At 32.1% G+C, this 20,978-nt stretch carries 13 protein-coding genes and 1 tRNA gene; 3 read left to right on the top strand and 11 right to left on the bottom strand.

Annotated elements, in window-relative coordinates:
- The 7 genes from EHE19_RS07765 to EHE19_RS07735 form a co-directional block, all read right to left on the bottom strand.
- Complete coding sequence (locus tag EHE19_RS07765; protein WP_137696480.1) at positions 1-1,248, bottom strand: adenosylhomocysteinase; 1,248 nt, start codon at positions 1,246-1,248, stop codon at positions 1-3.
- A 146-nt stretch (positions 1,249-1,394) separates the two neighbouring features.
- Positions 1,395-2,414 (bottom strand): polysaccharide deacetylase family protein, encoded by a 1,020-nt coding sequence (locus EHE19_RS07760; protein WP_137696481.1) that lies wholly within the window; start codon positions 2,412-2,414, stop codon positions 1,395-1,397.
- Between the two features lie 490 nt (positions 2,415-2,904).
- Positions 2,905-3,312 carry a carbohydrate-binding protein gene (locus EHE19_RS07755; protein ID WP_137696482.1) on the bottom strand — a complete coding sequence of 136 codons (408 nt, stop codon included), beginning with the start codon at positions 3,310-3,312 and terminating at the stop codon, positions 2,905-2,907.
- A gap of 319 nt (positions 3,313-3,631) precedes the next feature.
- On the bottom strand, positions 3,632-4,807 hold the full coding sequence (locus EHE19_RS07750; RefSeq protein ID WP_137696483.1) for a class I SAM-dependent methyltransferase: 1,176 nt from the start codon (positions 4,805-4,807) through the stop codon (positions 3,632-3,634).
- Between the two features lie 524 nt (positions 4,808-5,331).
- Positions 5,332-6,066: a pseudouridine synthase gene (locus EHE19_RS07745; RefSeq protein ID WP_137696484.1), complete on the bottom strand. Its 735-nt coding sequence runs from the start codon at positions 6,064-6,066 to the stop codon at positions 5,332-5,334.
- A 136-nt stretch (positions 6,067-6,202) separates the two neighbouring features.
- Positions 6,203-7,615, bottom strand: coding sequence for an RsmF rRNA methyltransferase first C-terminal domain-containing protein (locus EHE19_RS07740; protein ID WP_137696485.1), 1,413 nt, complete (start codon positions 7,613-7,615; stop codon positions 6,203-6,205).
- 322 nt (positions 7,616-7,937) lie between these two features.
- Positions 7,938-11,006 (bottom strand): reverse transcriptase domain-containing protein, encoded by a 3,069-nt coding sequence (locus EHE19_RS07735; RefSeq protein WP_137696486.1) that lies wholly within the window; start codon positions 11,004-11,006, stop codon positions 7,938-7,940.
- A 243-nt stretch (positions 11,007-11,249) separates the two neighbouring features.
- On the opposite strand from EHE19_RS07735, the gene EHE19_RS07730 reads away from it, so the two are divergent.
- A tRNA-Glu gene (locus EHE19_RS07730) sits at positions 11,250-11,325 on the top strand.
- Positions 11,326-12,028: 703 nt separating this feature from the next.
- On the opposite strand, the gene EHE19_RS07720 is transcribed toward EHE19_RS07730, so the two are convergent.
- A complete protein-coding gene (locus EHE19_RS07720; protein WP_137696487.1) occupies positions 12,029-14,221 on the bottom strand; it encodes an alpha-galactosidase in 2,193 nt (730 codons plus the stop codon).
- Positions 14,222-14,381: 160 nt separating this feature from the next.
- On the opposite strand from EHE19_RS07720, the gene EHE19_RS20135 reads away from it, so the two are divergent.
- Entirely contained in the window at positions 14,382-14,456 is a 75-nt protein-coding gene (locus EHE19_RS20135; RefSeq protein WP_137696669.1) for a group II intron reverse transcriptase/maturase, read from the top strand.
- Positions 14,457-14,492: 36 nt separating this feature from the next.
- Here the strand turns inward: EHE19_RS20135 and EHE19_RS07710 are convergent, their stop codons facing one another.
- The 3 genes from EHE19_RS07710 to EHE19_RS07700 form a co-directional block, all read right to left on the bottom strand.
- On the bottom strand, positions 14,493-15,167 hold the full coding sequence (locus EHE19_RS07710; protein ID WP_137696488.1) for a GntR family transcriptional regulator: 675 nt from the start codon (positions 15,165-15,167) through the stop codon (positions 14,493-14,495).
- Positions 15,168-15,428: 261 nt separating this feature from the next.
- A complete protein-coding gene (locus EHE19_RS07705; RefSeq protein WP_137696489.1) occupies positions 15,429-17,360 on the bottom strand; it encodes an aconitate hydratase in 1,932 nt (643 codons plus the stop codon).
- 501 nt (positions 17,361-17,861) lie between these two features.
- Complete coding sequence (locus tag EHE19_RS07700; protein ID WP_137696490.1) at positions 17,862-19,241, bottom strand: beta/alpha barrel domain-containing protein; 1,380 nt, start codon at positions 19,239-19,241, stop codon at positions 17,862-17,864.
- A 379-nt stretch (positions 19,242-19,620) separates the two neighbouring features.
- On the opposite strand from EHE19_RS07700, the gene EHE19_RS07695 reads away from it, so the two are divergent.
- On the top strand, positions 19,621-20,874 hold the full coding sequence (locus EHE19_RS07695) for a methyl-accepting chemotaxis protein (protein WP_137696491.1): 1,254 nt from the start codon (positions 19,621-19,623) through the stop codon (positions 20,872-20,874).
- Positions 20,875-20,978 lie beyond the last annotated feature (104 nt).

Here is a 20,978-nt window from a genome sequence, read left to right as displayed (position 1 = left end):
TTATACTGTCCAGCTGTTCAAATACTTCTTCTGCTCTTTTGACAACTTATCAATCTTTACGCCCCATGACTTTAACTTCATTTCAGCAACAGCTGCATCTATCTCAGCAGGAACATCAATTACTTTATTTCCTAACTTATTAAAGTTACGAAGCATATATTGTGCGCTAAGAGCCTGTAATGCAAAACTCATATCCATAATCTCAGCAGGATGTCCATCACCAGCAGCAAGATTTACCAATCTGCCTTCTGCTAATATGTTTATCCATTTTCCATTTTCCAATTTATAACCCATAATGTTGTGTCTCTGCTCCTGCTTTTCAACAGCAATAGCCTCAAGCTGTTTTACAGATACCTCAACATCAAAATGACCTGCATTACAACAAATAGCTCCATCCTTCATATTCTTGAAATGCTCTGCTGTAATAACATCGCTGCAGCCAGTTACTGTAATAAATAAATCTCCAATCTTAGCTGCCTCAGACATTTTCATTACCTTAAAGCCGTCCATAATTGCTTCTGCAGCCTTTATAGAATCTATTTCTGTAACAATAACATTTGCACCAAAGCCTTTAGCTCTCATTGCAATACCTTTACCGCACCATCCATATCCTGCAACAACAACATTTTTTCCTGCTACAATCAAATTTGTAGTTCTGTTTATTCCATCCCAAACAGACTGTCCTGTTCCGTATCTATTGTCAAATAAATATTTGCATTGAGCGTTATTTACTGCTATCATAGGGAATCTAAGAGCGCCTTCCTTTTCCATAGCCTTTAATCTCAGTACTCCAGTAGTTGTTTCTTCACATCCACCCATTATGTGAGGCAGTAACTCTTTTCTAGTGGTATGAAGCAAATTAACCAAATCTCCGCCATCATCAATGATTATATTAGGTTTATATCCAAGAGCTAAGTTCAAATGTTCTTCATACTCTTCCTTTGTAGAATTGTACCAAGCATAAACATCCAGTCCATCAGCTACTAAGCCTGCCGCAACATCATCTTGTGTAGAAAGAGGATTACTACCTGTTACTGAGACCTCTCCACCGCCAATTGCAAATAGTTTTGCCAAATAAGCAGTCTTTGCCTCTAAATGTACAGAAACCACCACTCTTACTCCTCTAAATGGCTTTGTCTGTTTAAATTCTTCTTCTAAGCCTCTTAGAAGAGGCATATTTTTTCTAACCCATTCAATTTTCTGTCTGCCCTTGTCTGCTAAGGATATATCTCTAATAACACTCTTCATTTAACAATCCTCCATAAGATGTATTTTTAAAACATTCTATTAAATAACTTTTGATAAATATTCTCATTATCTAGCACTTACAAAAAGTACTTTTAAGCAAATATACAATTAGAATTATAATCTACATTAAAAACGGTTTCAACATATTATTTGACCATCTTGCTTATTGTTTGCAGTTCAAATCCTCTATTTCTAAGCCCACTTACAATTTGCTCTATATTGCCCATATCATATTGATTAAAGTGAAGCAATATAATAGAGCCTCCTTTACAATTATTTACCACATGCTGTTCAATTCTATCAGATATTTCACTTACAGTTTTTTTATTTTTTAACGGATTAATTACACTGCTGATGGTTTCTAAGTTCCACCCTATTACTTTATAACCATTTTTCTGAGCAATTGCCAATACTCTATCACTCTTTGCTCCTCCACCTCCAGGAAGCCTCAAAAATGGGAATTCTTTTTTCATTTTGATAAGATAATCTTCACCAAATACTTTTTTTGCGCTTGCTTCCCATCCCAATATTTCTGCTTGAATAGCTTCACTTGACATATCAGTTAATATTTGATGAGACTGAGTATGATTACAAATTTGATGTCCTTCATTTATGGCTCTTTTCCAAACCTCAGGATAAGCATCAAGTACCTTGCCTATTATAAAAAAAGTAGATTTTACATTATTCTTTTTTAAAACATCCAATACCTTTTCTACATATTCTTTGTTATAGCCATCATCAAAGGTAATTGCAGCATACGTAGTTTTTTCTACCATATTTATCGCTTTTCTTATTTTAATATTGTTAGTCTCAGTCAAATTTTCATGCATATCAATTTTAATCTTGTTTGATTCTGAAGTATCATTTTTAAGATCTTCGCTTGAATTTTGATTCTCATATTCTGTATTTTTCTCAATTATGTTATGTAAATATGAGTTCAATTTTTGATTTATTTCTTCTTGCTCTAGTTTACTATACTGATTAAGCTGAATTTGAGAGGATTTATTTTTATTAATACTATAAGATATGCAAAATCCTACAAATATAACAGTAAATACACATGTAAAAATGGTTATCCACATTAAAATAAATTGCTTTTTTTCTTTTTTAGTATTTAATTTCCTGTATCTTTGAAATATATTTAGTTTCTTTAACAGTTTATTCATTAATTTTGTTCATGCTTTTATATAGATAATAACTTAAATACCCACATGAACCCCAATGCCTCCTTTAAGGTATATTTATTTTTAACTTAATCTAATATATATTTAATCTAGTAATTATACTAAACTTAACTATTGAAGCTGAAAATAATAGACAAAATGCTAGCTTTAGCACACTATGGCCCCATGAATGAAATACGGAAGAATCCCAAAACATTGTGAATGTTAAATTACTAGTTCAAGCAAACAAATATTTCTTCCAATCATTTTAACAGCAAACCATAAATAATCATTACCCATTGATATAGTCTTTATGTAAACGTTGATTGCATTATAAACATTAGACTTTTTAGAAAAAAAAGGCTGTCAATTAACATAAATAGACTGAATAATATTGTACCATTTAAAATATAACAAGTACATATTTTCGTCCCATATGCTATTAAGACAGCAATTTTTGAGTATTTATATATTATTAATCTAATTATATAGTTTATATAGTCTTTGCTTTTACTTTTGCTTTCGTCTTTGCTTTTGTAGTCTTTTCGGCAGTACTACCTTCCTTTTTTTTAGCAGTTTCTTTTTTTACGGGTTTCTTTGATATACTGAACACATAATTATTACCAGAATTATTATCCCAGTTTTCTGCTGTATCCTTAAAACAAATGCCAAATTCCTTATAATTCAAAATCTCAATATCTGCAGTAAAAACACCATTTTCATAATTCATTGGTATCAAAGAGGGATTCTCCCATTTATCGCCAAAACCAACATGCAAGAAAACACCACTAGCGCCTGATTGTACAAGCAAACCCGTATAAGTAACTTTTATAATGTCCCCACTGTACAATGTCTTTTTTGATAAAAGCACACCATTTTCATCATATGATTTTTTTGCCATTGTCTCACTCCCTAAGTAAAATATGTTTTAATGATTCGCATTTAAGTCAATAAACTAACGTTTTAAATCTTTTGGCTTAGAAATAAGATATAGTCGAAATCTCATCTTATTATCTTCTATGGTAAAACCAAAGAAATATTAATTTATTGACTAATTTAAATAATATTACAAACTCATTTGTATATTATACACAATTTTTCAACATGTGTCAATTTTCCCTTTTATTTCCCAAATATTTCTCTTTTATGATTTGTAATACTTTAAAATTTTTGATTATAAAAAGAATCATTACACTTATGATACTTATATCAAATAACAGTTATATTTCATACATAGGAAGTATAATTTTTTCCAATGTTGGATTTATTCCTAATGCTTTCTTAAGATTTTTATATTCTTCAAGAGCATTTTTATTTGAATCGCCAATCTTCTCAGCTCTAATCATAAGATTTTTTGGTGTTTCAAGTGGTGAAACATATTCAACTATAGAAGTCTTATAACCTACTGCTTCTAATAGTATTAACCTAATCCCATCAGTTAATACATCAGCAAGTCTGGCTTTCAAGGCACCATATTTTGTAATACTTTTCAGCATATCAAATGAGTATTGATTTAATATTTCCTTCTGACAGCAAGGAACCATTACTATTGCTTTGGCATTATTTTTTACAGCAAGTGCAATAGCTTCATCCGTTGCAGTATCACACGCATGAAGGCTAATAGCTAAATGAATATCCTTATTAGCAGTGTAGTTTCTGATATCTGTAACCTTAAACTCCATATTTCTATAGTCAAGCTGTTCTGCAATTTTCTTTGAAGCATCAATTACTGTCTTTGAAATATCCAAGCCAATAAAATGACAATTCTTCTTTAAAACTTCTTTTATATAGTAATTTAAAACAAATGATAAATATGATTTACCGCAGCCACAATCAACCACATTTATAGTCTCGTATTTCGAACAAAGAGACTTCAGCATATCATCTACAAGTTCAATATAATGGTCTATTTGATTATATTTTCTAATCATGTCGTTCTTTATTTTGCCGTTCTCACTTAGTATTCCTATAGCTTTTAGGAGATCATCTGCTGCTCCCACTTTTATATAATAATCTCTATTAGATATTTGAGAGGTTTCCTTGTGCTCATTACAGATTTCTGCTATTTCTGTATCTTTAGTTTTCATTTTAACATTTTTATTATCTGCATCTATGAAAATTGTACTGCCCCGTTCTTCATAAACTAAATTAACAGCATCATACTCCTGAGCAACCTTTGATATTCTGGCTCCCAACCAAGAAATCTCTATTTTATCATTTCTTCCATTATACTGAAATAAAAGCTTGTTATCCTGTAATGTAATTGTTCCTTCATAAATCTTGGTACCTGATTTAAATTTCAGCGTTATTTTCTTAAAAAAATTTTCATTTTCAGTTATTCTCTGTTCTAACCCTAATAAAAATAATTCCAATTTTTGTATACTCTGTTTATTCATTTTAATCTCATTTCCGCTGCAAGTCAAAAAAACAATATTTATGGGCAATAAAACCAACTATAGTCCCACTAATTATATTTTTGTCTGCATGCAATTTTATTTTTATATAACTTATTTTCCGCACATAATCTGTTTGTACGGAAGAATTATAAATTTCAAGTTTAAATTTTGTACAATCTTTGTACAATGATGTATTTCTACAAACATAAAGCAATAAGCTTACTTAAGTACTTTTTCACAGCATTTAGCATACTTAAGCATACATACCACTTAACTTTATTACGACTATGCTTGGAACCAAACCTAATAAATTAAAAATGCATCAATAACACTTCAGTTTTTTTTACGGCTACGCTTGGAGCCCAACCTAACAATTTAAAAATGCATCTATAGCACTTCAGTTTTTTTTACGGCTACGCTTGGAACCAAACCTAATAAATTAAAAATGCATCTATAGCACTTCAGTTTTTTTACGGCTACGCTTGGAACCAAACCTAATAAATTAAAAATGCATCAATAGCACTTTAATTTTTTTGTACAGAAGCCTTCAAAAGTGCAATATCCTCCTCGCAAAGTTCTTTACATTCACCAAGCGCAAGTGTTTCATCAAGTTCTAACCTTCCCATGGTAAGTCTTTTTAAATAAATGACCTTCTTATTAACAGCTTCAAACATTCTTTTCACTTGATGAAATTTGCCTTCTACAATAGATAGCTTAATTTCTGATATTTCACCAGATTTAATTATCTCAAGCTGTGCAGGAAGTGTTTTATATCCATCATCTAATATTACTCCCTTTTCAAAAGCTTCTATATCACTGTCATCAACTCTGCCTAAAACATGGGCATAATACTTCTTTGTAACATGTTTTTTGGGTGATAGAATTTCATGTGCCAGCTGTCCGTCATTTGTCATTAAAACAAGTCCTTCAGTATCAATATCCAGTCTTCCTGCTGGAAACAAATCAAAACACTTGTATTCCTCAGGCAAAATATCAAAAACAGTCTTTTGTCTAGTATCTGTAGTTGCTGATATTACTCCCTTTGGCTTATTCATCATCAAATAAATATATTTTCTGTAATTAAGTCTTTCGCCATTCATTTCTATTACATTTACATTGGGATCAACGTATGTTGCACTATCTTTGGCAATAATGCCATCTATCGTGACTAAACCAGTTTTTACAGCGCTTTTTATTTCTTTTCTTGAACCAAATCCAAAATTAGAAAGCACCTTGTCCAGTCTTTGCCTGTCTGACAAACCTAAAACCTCCCTCGTTTATTTATCCATGTATCGTTCAGCTTACCCAACTTAGCATAGATAAAGTCGAACATCTCCTATAACTTTCTATATAGAATAAACTTCTTCAGCATAAACTGCTTTAGCATAAAGCTGCTTATGACATCTTTCTCCATCCTTTTGGATATAGGTTCTTTAGCATGTCTCCTGTTTGCTTTGCCCAGCCTAATATATAACCTTCTACACAAACACCTGTAAATCCTTTTTCTCCAGATACCATAAGTGTTTCTCCCTTTAGATAACTATTTACCTCTCTTGAATCTGTTGAAAAATCTATCTTATTCTTAATTTCGTTACTATTTAATGAAATAGCAAATGAATGAGATGGCACAAATCCCTTTTGTCCAATTTCACCTAAATACCAACCAAACTTTGCAACCTTTAGGCCAGATAATTCTGGGCAATTTTCTGGCAGATAATAAATATTATTTCCCTTTTTAAAAGCATAGCCCTCTAATTTCAAACTTGTGTTATTTATAATGAAATCTGCAAGCTGTGGGTCAAATTTTTTCAAGTCATCAAAATCATGAATAGCATTAGCTTTTTCCCATTTTCTTGCATTATACATTGTAGCAGATAGACTATTGTGCTCACAAATTTTGTCCTTCTTTCTTAGTAAGGCTGCAAAATGTCCTTCACCATCTAATTTGTGCGGCCAAAGTCTTGCTGTCTTGCTAAAGTCATAATCACCATTTGACCACTCAGTACGTCCGCCTTCTATTCCACCCACTTTAGGTATTTCAACCAGTTCATACTCACCCTCATGCTCATTCATAAATCTCTCTATCATTAATTCGTCTTCTTCTGGTGAAAAAGTACAAGTAGAATATAAAATGCTTCCACCCGGCTTTAACATTCTGTCAACCTGCTGAAGAATATCCCATTGCATAGAGCAGCATTTCTCACATTTATATTTTTCCCAGCTTCTAACAGCATCTTCATCCTTACGGAACATTCCTTCTCCTGAGCAGGGTGCATCAACTAGTATTTTATCAAAATATCCTTCAAAATTATTAGCAATTCTTTCAGGTGTTTCATTTAAAACCACTGCATTTTTTATACCACATAGTTCTATATTTTTAACCAATGCTTTAACCCTATCAGCATTAATATCGTTTGCCACCAATAACCCTTGCCCCTTCATTTGAGCAGCCATTTGAACAGTTTTTCCACCAGGGGCCGCACATAGGTCTAAAACCTTGTCTCCTGGCTTTACACCTATTACTGCACCAGGAAGCATTGCACTTGGCTCTTGAATATAATAAAGTCCTGCATAATAATAAGGATGTCTGCCTGGATTATCTCCTTCTTGATAATAAAACCCATCTGTTGTCCATGGAACAGGTTTCAAATGAAAAGGTGATATTTTCAAGAACTCCTCAACTGATATTTTTAATGTATTAACACGCAAACCATAAAATCTAGGCTTGCTATATGATTCAAGGTAGCTGTTGAATTCATCACCCAACAGCTCCTGCATTTTTTTCACAAATTCTTCTGGTAATCTCATAAAAGAAAAATAACCTCCACACCCAATAAGGCACATAAATATTAAAATCATTCAAAAATATTAAAATCGTTCAATACAGAAACTCTGATTTGTGCTATGTTACGCTAATCCTTCTTATAACAGCAACTACTAACACAAACCACAATCCATAAAATAACTCCTGTATTGAAAAAATATACAGGAGTTATTATAACATAAAAGTTGGGATATTTAAGTTATAAATATAAATACTTTTAGTAATTTAGCACTATATAACTAATAATTATTTAGCAATTAACATATCTATCACAGATATAATAACTGAACTTTATAAATGTAGGTTTTACTCATTAAAGTAATTACCATGCATTTTTCTAAACACAATTTCCTTATCTAAATTGGGTGGAGTTGGTTTAAACTTTTTATTTTTATCTTGTCCCCAAATGCCCATATATTGATACTCCCTTAATGCTTTCACATCAATTTCTCCAACAAGTATTGTTGGGTTTAGCCCTCCTTTAACTTGAACGATATTTGATATAGAACTACTTGTAGGTTGTGTTATACGACTATCACCGTATTCAGAAGTATTGGCTTGAGCACAATAGCAATGTAAATCTCTACTTAATGATTCAACAATATTTCCAAAATATTTAGTATCTTTATTCCATTCCACGCCTACAACTAAATCAGCATAAGATTGGAATATGCTTCTTTCTTTTATTGATGTTAACTCAAAACAGCAATATGGCACAAACCATAAATCACTGCAAACAAACAATGTATACTCATTTCCCTCCATTGCCTCAAATCCGTAATCTTCAATAATACCTTTTTCACTTGGTGAAAAGTGAACTTTCTGATGAAAGTATGGAATTGTATATGAAAAGTCATCTGTTTTTAGAGGTAGTAATGTAACCATTAAATTATACACTTTACTCTTTTTAGACGTATTAATCTTTATATGATCTAAACCACAAACAATAATCATGTTATGAGCAACAACTTTTTGTTGTATCTGTGGTAAATATTCAATTGGTACATATGACTCTGGCATTATAAGCATGTCAGCTTCGTGCTTTATTGCTTCATTTACAATATATGCAATCTCATTGTATCTTTTTGATTTATCATACTTTTTATCTAGTAACACATTTTCAAACTCATTCTTATCAATTTGAACATTTGCAACTGCGATTCTAAATTTAGATTTTTTATTATCTGAACAAATTTTAATTGCAGAAATATTTCTATCATTGTCACTTTTATTTTTTCTTTTATTTTTTCTTTTATTTTTTCTCTTATTTTTTTTAAATATTTCTATATTAACTATGTATTTATTAAGTGCTAAGCAACTTTCATCCCAAAAGTTTTTACCGTATTCTTTAATCATACTATCTGATATTGATTCATTAGATTCTATTTCATCCTCACCTTTTTTTATACTCTTAAGGATATCTGTAAAAGCAATTTCAAAAGGCTTTACAATAAACGGACTATACTTATATGAACCAATGTTATTATCACCTTTTGCTTTTAAATATTCATCAATAGAATACATTTTAGCTTCATTTTCATCATCATTAGGTTTATATACTGTCATACATTCTTCAATAGTAATTGGTATAAGATATTTATTAACCATACGTGAATGAACATACAACCTTCGTTTGTTTTGGAAATTATCAAATGTTAACAAATTAATTATTTCATTATTAGTAGTACTATTACCCAATTCTTGTAGTATATCTTCTAAAATAGCTTTTATTTTTTTTCCCCAAACTATAGATGTTGCTCTAGCTAAACATGCCACCAAAAATAAAAATAAGCTATCCTTAACACTCCATATATCTTGATTCTTTAGACTAGCATATTCTTTTATTTTATACGTTGTTTCATCCATATTTTTTGAACTAAAACTATCAATAATCTTATAAACAAACTCTTTTAACCTATCAAACTGGTTATTAACAATATAATAATTAAAAACACTTTCCCATAAAGTATAATTATTTAATATTGTTTGATTATCAAATATTTTATCCAATTCCTCCATAAACTTAATGTTTCCAGAACCATCAACAAATTTGCAAATCGACAAATGTTTTGCAATTGTTTTTGACAATTCATATTTGCCTATTTGCGCTTTACTAATACCACGAATTTTATTTACAGAATCATCTCTCTCCAGCTTAAATATATTTGAATAATCCTTTTCTAAACTTCCTGCTTCAATAGGTAAAAAATTAAATTCACTTGTATTATTAGCAATATCTTTTCTGATTTTATCAAGTATTCCCATTGACCCTGCTTTATCAAAATAAAAAAACCTAAACTTTTCTTGCTGTACTTCAAGCTTTTTGTAATTAGTCAAATAATACTTATTATTTTCCATTGCAATAATTTTTTTATTATGTAAGGTTTCTATAGTTTTTTCTATAATGCCACTTATTCCATTCTTATCTAAACCTTCTAAAAGTTCAGATTTTTTGTCTACTTGTGAAACAATTATAATATCATCTACATAACGCCCATAATACATAGGGTTTAAGTTAGTAATTACATTTTGATCAAAATCATTTAAGTAATAATTAGCAATAATATTTGACGGCAAAAATCCTATTGGTAAAAAAGCATATTTTGCTTCTAAATTAAAAAAGCAACTATATCTATAAAATACTCTAAATACAAATTCATTTAATCTTTGTTCGCACTTACTTCCATCTTCAGTAAATCTTTCTGTTAATTTTTTATATGATTTAAAATCTAGTTCAACACTATAATAATATTTTGATAAGTCTAACATTGTAATAATTATATTTTTATTATGTTCTTTGAGACAATCTTCTGCCATTTTTAATCCTTCATCTCTCCAACTTTCATATTGCTGAAAATACGGTTTCATTAAATTGGGAGAAGATGTTGTCCTACATTCCTTTTCCTTCTTTAAATTTTCATATAATCTATTTCCATAGCATGTTTCTATTAATTCATTATCAATTTTATATCCTATAGTTAAAATCCACAAAACACCTAAAATATGGCCTTCTACACTCATATCAATATAATTATTATATTTTTCTATAAAGACCGTACCTACAGGTTTGTTTGTAATAAATATGGGCTCATCGTTTCTTTTTTCCTCACCAGTAGTTACTAACTTTGGAAAAGTTAATACTTTTATTGAACTCAAGATTTCATCAATAAAATCTTCCCATACTTTATTTGAACCATTTAGTTTTTTGCCTATGGCCTCTAGTCTACTATCTAAACCTTTTCCTTCAAATGATACAATGCGATTTCTTAAAAAAGGTACTGTTTTGTCTAAATAAACAGTTCCCTTTAGTTTTCTATATGCTCTTTTGACTTCCTCTATGTAATTTATGGCCACCATCTCCTTATCAGTATTCAAGTTTTATTAATTCATTCTACACAAAAAAAATTAACTTAATTTACACTATCTATTATTTTACAATATGTTTTAATTAATCCAATATTAAGCATTACTATTATATAAATTTAATAATAATTTGTAAATTAATATAAATTTTACTAGTACATATTTATATTAATTTTTCTCCAAATATTTTTATAAATATTTTCCTTATTGACATGCCCACTTACCCATGTTATAATAGCTTTTGTCCTAAGAATTGGCTCATTGGTCAAGTGGCCTAAGACTCCGCCCTCTCACGGCGGCAACAGGGGTTCGAATCCCCTATGAGTCACCAAAAACAACTTTGCAAAAGCAAAGTTGTTTTTTTATTAGGCTATATAAAAAATATCGAAACATACTTATATATTTAAGGATCTCGCCAGATATTGCCTATAACTTACTTCGGAGTGAATATTATGGAATAGTCTTTTCGTATCTATATTCTTTTAACTTTTCACCTATAGTTATCTCCTTAATTGTTCCATCATGTTTAAAGCCAATCTTTACATAGAACTTTCTTGCACTTATATTTTTTTCAAGAACCCATAAGATTACTTGATTATAATTTCTTCTTTAATTCGTTTATGCCCCAATTTATTAATTCAGAACCTATTCCCATATTTCACCACAATTGTCCGTTTTATCTGTATTTCTGCATCTTCCTAAACATATAAATCCAACATATTCATTATTCCTAAATATAATAGCATCTTCTTCCAATCCGTTTGAAAGTGCATATTCAAAATATTTTTGCCTCTTCTCAACTGTGATATTTTACAGTATTTCATCTGGTACTATACCTTTATTTGCAACCTTCCAAGACTTTAAATGTATTTCTCCCAATATTTTAGCATCACTTACATTAGAATAGCGAACTCTAAACATCATATCCCACCATTCATCAACATCACACTAATTGTGTAACAAATATCACACGTTCTGCATTATATCATGACTTTTTCATTCTATTGATGTCAAAATGTATATCAAATTTAATGTCACTCTACCCGAACAAAATGCAATAACTTTCCTTTAAAGTCGCCAAACATATCTGTCATCAGCACTCCTCCATGCATTAATGCACTGCCAGAAATCACTTTACCCGTTTCCTCATTTCGGTATAAGCAGTTTTCCTCTAACCCCTTCAGGCAAACTCTCCTGCTATGGTAGTTAGGTCTGTTAAGTACTTGAACATAAATTACTAACGCTTCATTTTTATCCTTTGAGACATATTCAACACAGCTATAATCCTGGTTTTCAAATATATTACTGATACGATATAAATCGCCTGTACGTATTAAATCATTATATTTATGGTATAACTCTACCTGCTTGGGAATCAAATTTCTATCCTGCTGAGATATTTTTGTAACGTCCAGTTCATAGCCAAAGGTTCCAGACAATGCAACATAGCCTCTAGTCTCAAAGGGCGTTGTTCTTCCAACAGTATGGTTTGGACAATCACTGACATGAGCTCCCATTGTAGAAACTGGATAAACTAGAGAAGTGCCATGCTGTATTTTTAAGCGTTCAATTGCATCTGCATCATCAGAGCACCAAATTTGAGGGCTGTAGTATAGCATTCCAGGGTCAAATCTTCCTCCACCCCCCGAGCAATTTTCTAATAAAATATTAGGAAAATCATTAACCAAGCGCTCCATAACCTCATAAACGCCCAACACATATCTATGCCACAATTCCCTTTGGCACTCAGGCTCTAAAATACTATTGCCAACTTCGCTCAGCTGTCGGTTCATATCCCATTTAACGTATTCAATATTGGCACTTGATAAAATCCTTTTAAGACAATCGTATACATAATCCCGAATTTCTTGTCTTGAAAAATCTAATACATACTGATTTCTAGATAAAGTTCCTACTCTGCCTTCAATGTGAATACACCAATCAGGATGAGCACGATATAAATCTGAGTCAGGTGATATCATTTCAGGTTCAAACCAAATACCAAACATTAATCCAAGCTTATTTACTTCATCAACCAGATATTTAAGACCACCCTTAATTTTATTTTCATTTACTATCCAATCGCCTAAGGAGCTGTTATCATCATTCCTATGTCCAAACCAGCCATCGTCCATTACCAGCATTTCTATACCAAGACTAGCTGCTTCTTTAGCAATCTCTATTAGCTTGTCAGTGTCAAAATCAAAATATGTTGCCTCCCAGTTATTTATTAAAATAGGACGCTTTTTATTCTTATATTTACCTCTTATCAAATGATTTCTATATAAGTCGTGGAAAGTTCGAGACATTTTGCCAAGTCCCTGATCAGAGTGAACAATAACCACTTCAGGAGCCGTAAAAATTTGCTTTGGATCTAACTTCCATGCAAAATCATAGGGATTAATCCCCATAACAACACGAGTAGTGTCAAACTGACAGCCCTCGGCCTGTGCAAAAAAGTTTCCCGAATAAACAAAACTAAAGCCAAAAACCTCGCCATAATCCTCGTTGGCTGACTTATCCATCACAGCAATAAATGGATTATGCTGATGACTTGACTTTCCTCTAGTTGAAGAAACACCTTGTGTGCCATAGCTGATTGCTTTTCTGGATATATGACACTCCCTTCCCCATGAGCCATTTAGCGTAAGCATATCCATTTCAATAGTATCGAAGTCTACACAGGCTGAAAGAACTCTTCTAAGAATAATACTCTCATTCCCGCAGTTTCTAATGCGTACACTTCTAGTAATTACATCTAGCTGCTCAAAAACTGTATATAAAAGAACAATTTCTAGATTTAACAATTTATCCTTACAAGTAATTTCTAGTGTAGAGCAGTCCTGTTCATCCCCAAAGGTTGCAGGCAGCCCTTCCAGCTTTGGCTTTCCTTGATAAATAGTATGTGATATGTATGAAAGACTGCATGTGGTCATACCATTTTGTGTTTCAACCTGCAAACATGGCTCTCTATAATCCCCCAGTCCACTAGTAGGATACTCCATAGGAAAGCTATCCATGAACGCAGCCCTGTCACGATTATTCTTGCTAGGCACATATGGAGGTTCTTCCAAACGCATGAGATAATTTATATCCTCATCAGCTATTTTATGTCCAAAATAAACATGCCCTAAAAACTGAGCATCATCTACAATTGCAATAACGTAGCTTGTATCCTTTGATATTAGGTTAAAGGATTTCGATTTTTCATTATAATAAATGCCCATAATTTGTACCTCGTAAAATAAATTTTACCTACATATAACTGAATTTATAAGAATTCTAACTATCGCTATTATACTATTTAATGGAATATAAAAACAGATTGGAATTACAATTCTAGTAAGCAATATACAAAAAACACAGAGAACCAATTAACTAGTTACTCTGTGTTTAATAATTATATATTATTTAATTTTTATTTCATGTTGTAAAACTCTTGCGCCAAAATACAGCTTATAATCACTACTAAAGGTACTTAAATAACTGTGTATTTTTTTATCCTTTTTGATGCAACTCATTATAGTTATTACTAGCGTTTCTAATATGAGCAATAGTTAGCTGTTCTGCAGTATCTGCATCCTTTCTGCATATGGCTTCAAATATAGCCTTATGCTCCTCAAAGGCTTTATCAGGTCTTCCCGGTGTATGGAAGGAATTATTTCTAGCACTTTGTATATAGTTATGAAAGGTGCTCAGCATATGCATTAGAGGATTACTTTTACATGCTCTGAAAATAATATCATGGAATTTAGAGTCAAATTTAATTAACTGCTCAACATCATTTTTCATGGTGTAGAACTCTTCAAATTCAAGTGCCTCTTTTAATTCCTTAATTTCCTCTTCAGTAATCTTTTCAGCAGCCCATCTAGCAGCAAGTCCTTCAATCCTCATTCTGATTGTAAATATGTCTTCAACATCTTGTTCAGTTATTCCCTTCACCACTGCACCCTTATTGGGGATAGCCTGAACCAAGCCTTCTAACTCAAGCTGTCTTATTGCTTCTCTAATAGGTGTTCTGCTAACTCCAAGTTCTTCTGATAAACGCAGTTCAATAAGACTGTCTCCCGGTTTATATACTCCCGTCAATATTTGACTGCGAAGCTGGTTAAAGACCTTACCCCTTAAAGAATTCATTAAGTTTTGACTATCATCAAATTCAAGCTTAGCCATACTAACCTCCACGTCAAATTTACAGGAATTTCACATAACGACTTCTTTGAGATGCACAATATATTTATTGAGATACATCTGCTTTACTGCAAAAACCACTTGTAGTTTTGGGGCTCGAAAAATAACTGTGTTCGCACAGACTTAATTTCCGAGCCGATAACCTTCACGTCAATTATTGATATGCACACTGTTTGCACAAATGCTTAATTGCAAAAACTACATCGTAGTTTTTGCGGTCTGAGAAATAATATTCATAGAATATTATTTCTCAGCTTGTTCGCGAGTATAATTTAGCAATCCTCCAGCAAGTATCATCTGAACCTGTCTGTCTGATAATGTTACCTTTACATTAAACTGAGTATTCTTTGTCAAATTCTTTACAACAATAGTATCTGCTTTCTTAACTTGCTCTATTGCATTCTCTATTGCTAATTCATCATTCATGTCAATTGCATCATAATCTGCTTCATTTTCAAAAGTCATAGGAATAATACCTGAATTAATTAGGTTTGCCATGTGAATTCTAGCAAAAGACTTAGCAATAACTCCCTTTACGCCTAACTGTAATGGAGCTAATGCAGCATGCTCTCTACTTGAACCCTGTCCATAGTTTGAACCACCAATTATAAATCCACCGCCATTAGCCTTTGCTCTTGCTGGGAATTCTGGGTCACATGGTGTTAAGCAAAATTCAGCAAGGTAAGGCACATTTGATCTGAATGGTAATAGCTTTGCATTTGATGGCATAATATGGTCAGTAGTTATATTGTCTTCAACCTTAATTAAAGCTTTTCCTGTTACCTTTTCAGTTAACGCTTTGTTTAGTGGGAAAGGCTTAATATTTGGTCCTCTTACAACTTCAACATCACTTCCTTCTGGAGCTGGTGCTATTACCAAATTGTCATTTACTAAGAATTCTTTTGGCATTTCAATTTTTGGAGCTTCACCTAATTCTCTAGGATCAGTCAGCACTCCTGTAAGTGCACTAGCTGCAGCAACCTCAGGGCTTACTAAGTACACTTTTGCAGAAGTAGTTCCACTTCTTCCTTCAAAGTTTCTATTGAATGTTCTTAATGAAACTGCATCAGTGCATGGAGCCTGTCCCATACCAATACATGGTCCGCATGCTGATTCTAGTATTCTTGCACCTGCTGCTACCATGTCAGCCAAAGCACCGTTTTGTGCAAGCATTGTCAACACCTGCTTTGAACCTGGAGCAATAACTAAGCTAACATTTGGATTAACTGTCTTTCCTTTTAATATTGCCGCAACCTTCATCATATCCATGTATGATGAGTTTGTACAGCTTCCTATAGCAACCTGATCAACCTTAATTTTTCCGATAGTTGAAATTTTCTCAACATTGTCAGGACTGTGTGGCTTTGCAGCCATTGGCTCAATTGTTGCTAAATCTATAACAATATGTTCATCATATTCTGCGTCTGCATCTGGTAATAGTTCAATCCAATCCTGTTCTCTGCCTTGAGCTTTTAAGAATTCAAGTGTAACCTCGTCACTTGGGAATATTGATGTTGTAGCACCCAATTCAGCTCCCATATTTGTAATAGTTGCTCTTTCTGGAACTGTAAGACTCTTTATACCTTCTCCAGCATATTCAATTACCTTACCAACTCCACCTTTAACAGTCAGTACTCTTAAAACTTCCAATATTATATCTTTTGCTGTTGACCAAGGATTTAACTTTCCTTTTAATTCTACCTTACATACCTTTGGCATTGAAAGATAGTATGGACCGCCGCCCATTGCTACAGCAACATCAAGTCCGCCTGCTCCAATTGCTAACATTCCAATACCACCACCTGTTGGAGTGTGGCTGTCAGAACCTAGTAAAGTCATACCTGGTACTCCAAAACGCTCTAACTGTACCTGATGGCATATTCCATTTCCAGGCTTTGAAAAATATATACCATGCTTAGAAGTAACTGTTTGAATGTATTTGTGGTCATCTGCATTTTCAAAACCAGCCTGCAAAGTATTATGGTCAATATATGCAACTGATTTTTTAGTTTTTACTCTTGGTATTCCTATTGCTTCAAATTGCAGGTATGCCATAGTACCTGTTGAATCCTGTGTAAGTGTTTGATCTATTTTAATAGATATTTCACTGCCTGCAACCATTTCCCCACTTACTAAATGCTCTTTAATTATTTTTTGTGCTAAATTTAAGCCCATTTTCAAACCTCCTATTTGTTTTTTTCATTTTAATGCTCAAATTTAATTACTCAAACTCTGCATTTGAATAATTTATATTCACCTTAAAAATTCAATATAGCTGACACAAAAAATGAAGCTATAGTCATAAAAATATCAGTAATAATACCTTTTAAAGGCTTTAATGAACATATTTTATTATGAACAATTCTGTTCATTCATAGCTTATTTATTGCCAGACATTGAATTTTCAGGTGCATAACTTATATGCAAAGCTTGTGTTTTTATCAATTTTGTTAATAACTACTTGTTTCTTTATGCCTAAAATCAAAATAAAAATTAAAAAATTCATAAAAAAATTATCAGCGGCATTTCATTCAGGCAGAAAATTACCTCTCCACCTGATAATCAAAGCAATATCCGCCACCAATAGAAGTGGAGGATATTTTCTCGTTATATATAATAACATTTTTATCTAAAAAGACATAGTATTATTTTTAATTGTATTATTTTTTATTTGTATTACTTTTTATTTGGAATCAAACTAGGCTCAATTTCTTGAATTCCCTTTAGCATTTCTTTATCGCTAATTGAGGTAATTCTGCCATTTTGATACTCTTTGTCGATCCATTCCTTAACTTTTGCAACTCTTGGATCCTTTTTATCAATCATGTCTGCTCCTGTTAAGCGGAAGTTGTTATTAATCCATAGAGCTATACCTGCTAAACCAGAGGTTTGTGTTATAGCAACCCCAATTGGTCTATTTAGAAGTTTTGTTGTATTAAAAATATTATAAATCTCCTCATCCTTTAGCATACCATCAGCATGAATTCCTGCTTGTGTAACATTAAAGTGCTTACCCACAAAAGGTGTTCTTGGAGGAATTTCATAATCTAATTCTTTCTCATAATATTCAGCAATTTCTGTTATTATAGTAGTATCCATGCCATCTGATGTACCTCTAAGTGAGCAATACTCAAATACCATAGCCTCAAGAGGAGTATTTCCAGTACGTTCACCAATTCCAAGTAGTGAGCAGTTAACAGAGGAACAACCGTACAGCCATGCAGCTGATGAATTGTCAACTGCTTTATAGAAGTCATTATGTCCATGCCACTCTAGCAGTTCACTTGGAAATCCTGCGTGGTGTCTTAAACCATAAATTATTCCTGGTACGCTTCTTGGAAGAGCCACACCAGGATATGTAACGCCATAACCCATTGTGTCACAGGCTCTCAATTTAATTGGAACTCCGCTTTCATCCATTAATTTCTTAAGTTCAATTGCAAATGGAACAACAAATCCATAAAAATCTGCCCTAGTAATATCTTCAAAGTGGCATCTTGGCTTGATTCCAACATCCAACGCTTCTTTAATAACACTCAAATAATCTTCCATTGCCTGCTTTCTAGTCTTTTTTAGCTTATTAAATATATGATAATCAGAACAACTGACTAAGAATCCTGTTTCCTTCATTCCCATTTCTTTGGCAAGCTGGAAATCACTCTTTGACGCTCTTATCCAACTAGTTACCTCTGGAAATTGATAGCCTCTTTCCATGCACTTATAAACAGCTTCTTTATCCTTGTCGCTATACAGAAAGAACTCAGTCTGGCGAATGATGCCTTTTGGGCCTCCTAATCTATGCAGATAATCATAAAGCTTAACAATCTGTTCTACTGTATAAGGAGCTCTAGACTGCTGACCATCTCTAAAGGTAGTGTCAGTAATCCAGATCTCATCTGGTGGATTCATAGGAACTCTGCGATGATTAAAAGCACATTTTGGTACTTCATCATAATTAAAAATTTCTCTATAAAGATTAGGCTCTGATACGTCCTGCAGTGAATATTTGTACTGAGTCTGCTCTAATGTGTTTGATTTTTTATTAAATTCAATCATTCTAATTCCCCCCGCAAAATAAAAATATTTTAATTTTAAATAAGCTTATGATGAACACTGCATGATTTCATTAGATTTCCGTCAAACATGTTTTTTTGTATGTTTGTATAATTGTATACAATTTTAATTAATATGTCAATCCACAAATTTCAAGAAATTACCTAAAAATATTTCAAAGATTATATAGATTAGATAAAAAAGTGCTGCAGAAGCATTGATAATTGTAAATTATTAATCTAATATCATATCATAACTAATAATTACTATATTTCCTGCTCAAAGTTTTGCTGAGAAAAAAAGGTTTTTAATTATTAATGTAGAATAATATACAAATATACTTTTTAACTTACAGTTTATGCATAATTATGGAGGGAATATTATGAAAAAAAATAGTTCAGGCAGTTCTAAAAATTTATTTCTAATACTTATCAATATCATTTTATGTACAATATTTGCTATTGTAGCAGCTGTGATATTTAAAAACATAACTTTCGCAATTTTTACATTTTTGTGTTGTATAATAACTGGAGTTATTTTAGCTATCAATTCTGGAATCAATTTCCGTCGCAGTATCAAAAAGTTCTCTTTAGAAATTGATGGTTTAAAATCTGGCGACTTATCAAATTTTATAGAACCAAAAAAATACGGTATTCTTGGTGGTATTGCAACTGTAATTAATGTTGTTACTAGCGAAATACGTACACTTATTGAAGGCTTTTTTAATTTATCTCTTTCCATTACCCAAGCCTCAAGAAGTGTTGTTTCAACTACACAAAATGCTAGTAATGCAATTACAGAAATATCAAAAACAATAGATGAAATTGCAAAGGGTGCTTCCTCACAGGCTGAAGAAGCTCAACTAGGAGTACAGGTTGTTGACAAACTGTCAGAGCAAATTAATTTTGTATATGAAAGCTATAACGGTATCACTACTGAAACAAACAAAATCAGTGAGTTAAATTCCATAGGACTTAAAGCTGTTACAACATTAAGAGAAAAATCCAAAGAAACCTATGAAACTGCAGAAAAAATATTTTCTGTTATCGAAAATCTTACAAACGCAACAAAAAATATCGGATTATTTGTTGAATCTATTGAAAATATTGCTGAGCAAACCAATTTATTAGCACTTAATGCTGCTATAGAAGCTGCAAGAGCTGGTGAAGCTGGAAAGGGCTTTGCAGTTGTTGCTGATGAGGTACGAAAACTAGCAGATGAAAGTAGAAAATCAACTGAAGAAATTAACAATATGATGCAAAGCATAGCTGAAGAATCTGCTTTAGCTATTTCCTCCATGGAAATAATGAAAAAAGTGTCTCAAGATCAAAACTTAGCTGTTGATAAAACTAATAGTTCCTTTAATGATATTGCAAATGCTATTGACTTTATAGTTGAAAAGATAAGCGATGTTAATACTGCAGTAATTAAAATGCAAAATGACAAAGGTGATGTAATTAGTGCTATCGAGAATATTTCCTCCGTTTCTCAGCAAACTGCTGCATCAAGCGAAGAAGTTGCAGCTACCACTGAAAATCAGTTAAAAATTCTTGACGAAATGAAACAATCAGCTCAAAGTTTAGATCAATTAGTTAATCAGTTAAATGCAAACTTAAAAAAATATAAGCTAAAATAGTCATTAAATTCTTGCAATAAAGGACACATCAATTGTTACAGATGATGTGTCCTTTTCTTATAACAGGAAATGGGTTTTCTCTTAATATTTCATTAAAGCTTCCA

The sequence above is a fragment of the Ruminiclostridium herbifermentans genome (genome assembly GCF_005473905.2).
GTDB classification, from domain to species: Bacteria; Bacillota; Clostridia; order Acetivibrionales; family DSM-1351; genus Ruminiclostridium; species Ruminiclostridium herbifermentans.
The sequence above is the reverse complement of the archived record's forward strand: the minus strand, read 5'-3'. Positions and strand labels throughout refer to the sequence as shown.

Excerpts from the sequence above, each read along its gene's own strand:
- EHE19_RS07740 (WP_137696485.1), bottom strand. The coding sequence starts at position 7,615 with ATGAGATTACCAGAAGAATTTGTGAAAAAAATGCAGGAGCTGTTGGGT.
- EHE19_RS07695 (WP_137696491.1), top strand. The coding sequence starts at position 19,621 with ATGAAAAAAAATAGTTCAGGCAGTTCTAAAAATTTATTTCTAATACTT.
- EHE19_RS07700 (WP_137696490.1), bottom strand. The coding sequence starts at position 19,241 with ATGATTGAATTTAATAAAAAATCAAACACATTAGAGCAGACTCAGTAC.
- EHE19_RS07750 (WP_137696483.1), bottom strand. The coding sequence starts at position 4,807 with ATGAATAAACAGAGTATACAAAAATTGGAATTATTTTTATTAGGGTTA.
- EHE19_RS07755 (WP_137696482.1), bottom strand. The coding sequence starts at position 3,312 with ATGGCAAAAAAATCATATGATGAAAATGGTGTGCTTTTATCAAAAAAG.
- EHE19_RS07765 (WP_137696480.1), bottom strand. The coding sequence starts at position 1,248 with ATGAAGAGTGTTATTAGAGATATATCCTTAGCAGACAAGGGCAGACAG.
- EHE19_RS07705 (WP_137696489.1), bottom strand. The coding sequence starts at position 17,360 with ATGGGCTTAAATTTAGCACAAAAAATAATTAAAGAGCATTTAGTAAGT.
- EHE19_RS07760 (WP_137696481.1), bottom strand. The coding sequence starts at position 2,414 with ATGAATAAACTGTTAAAGAAACTAAATATATTTCAAAGATACAGGAAA.
- EHE19_RS07710 (WP_137696488.1), bottom strand. The coding sequence starts at position 15,167 with ATGGCTAAGCTTGAATTTGATGATAGTCAAAACTTAATGAATTCTTTA.
- EHE19_RS07720 (WP_137696487.1), bottom strand. The coding sequence starts at position 14,221 with ATGGGCATTTATTATAATGAAAAATCGAAATCCTTTAACCTAATATCA.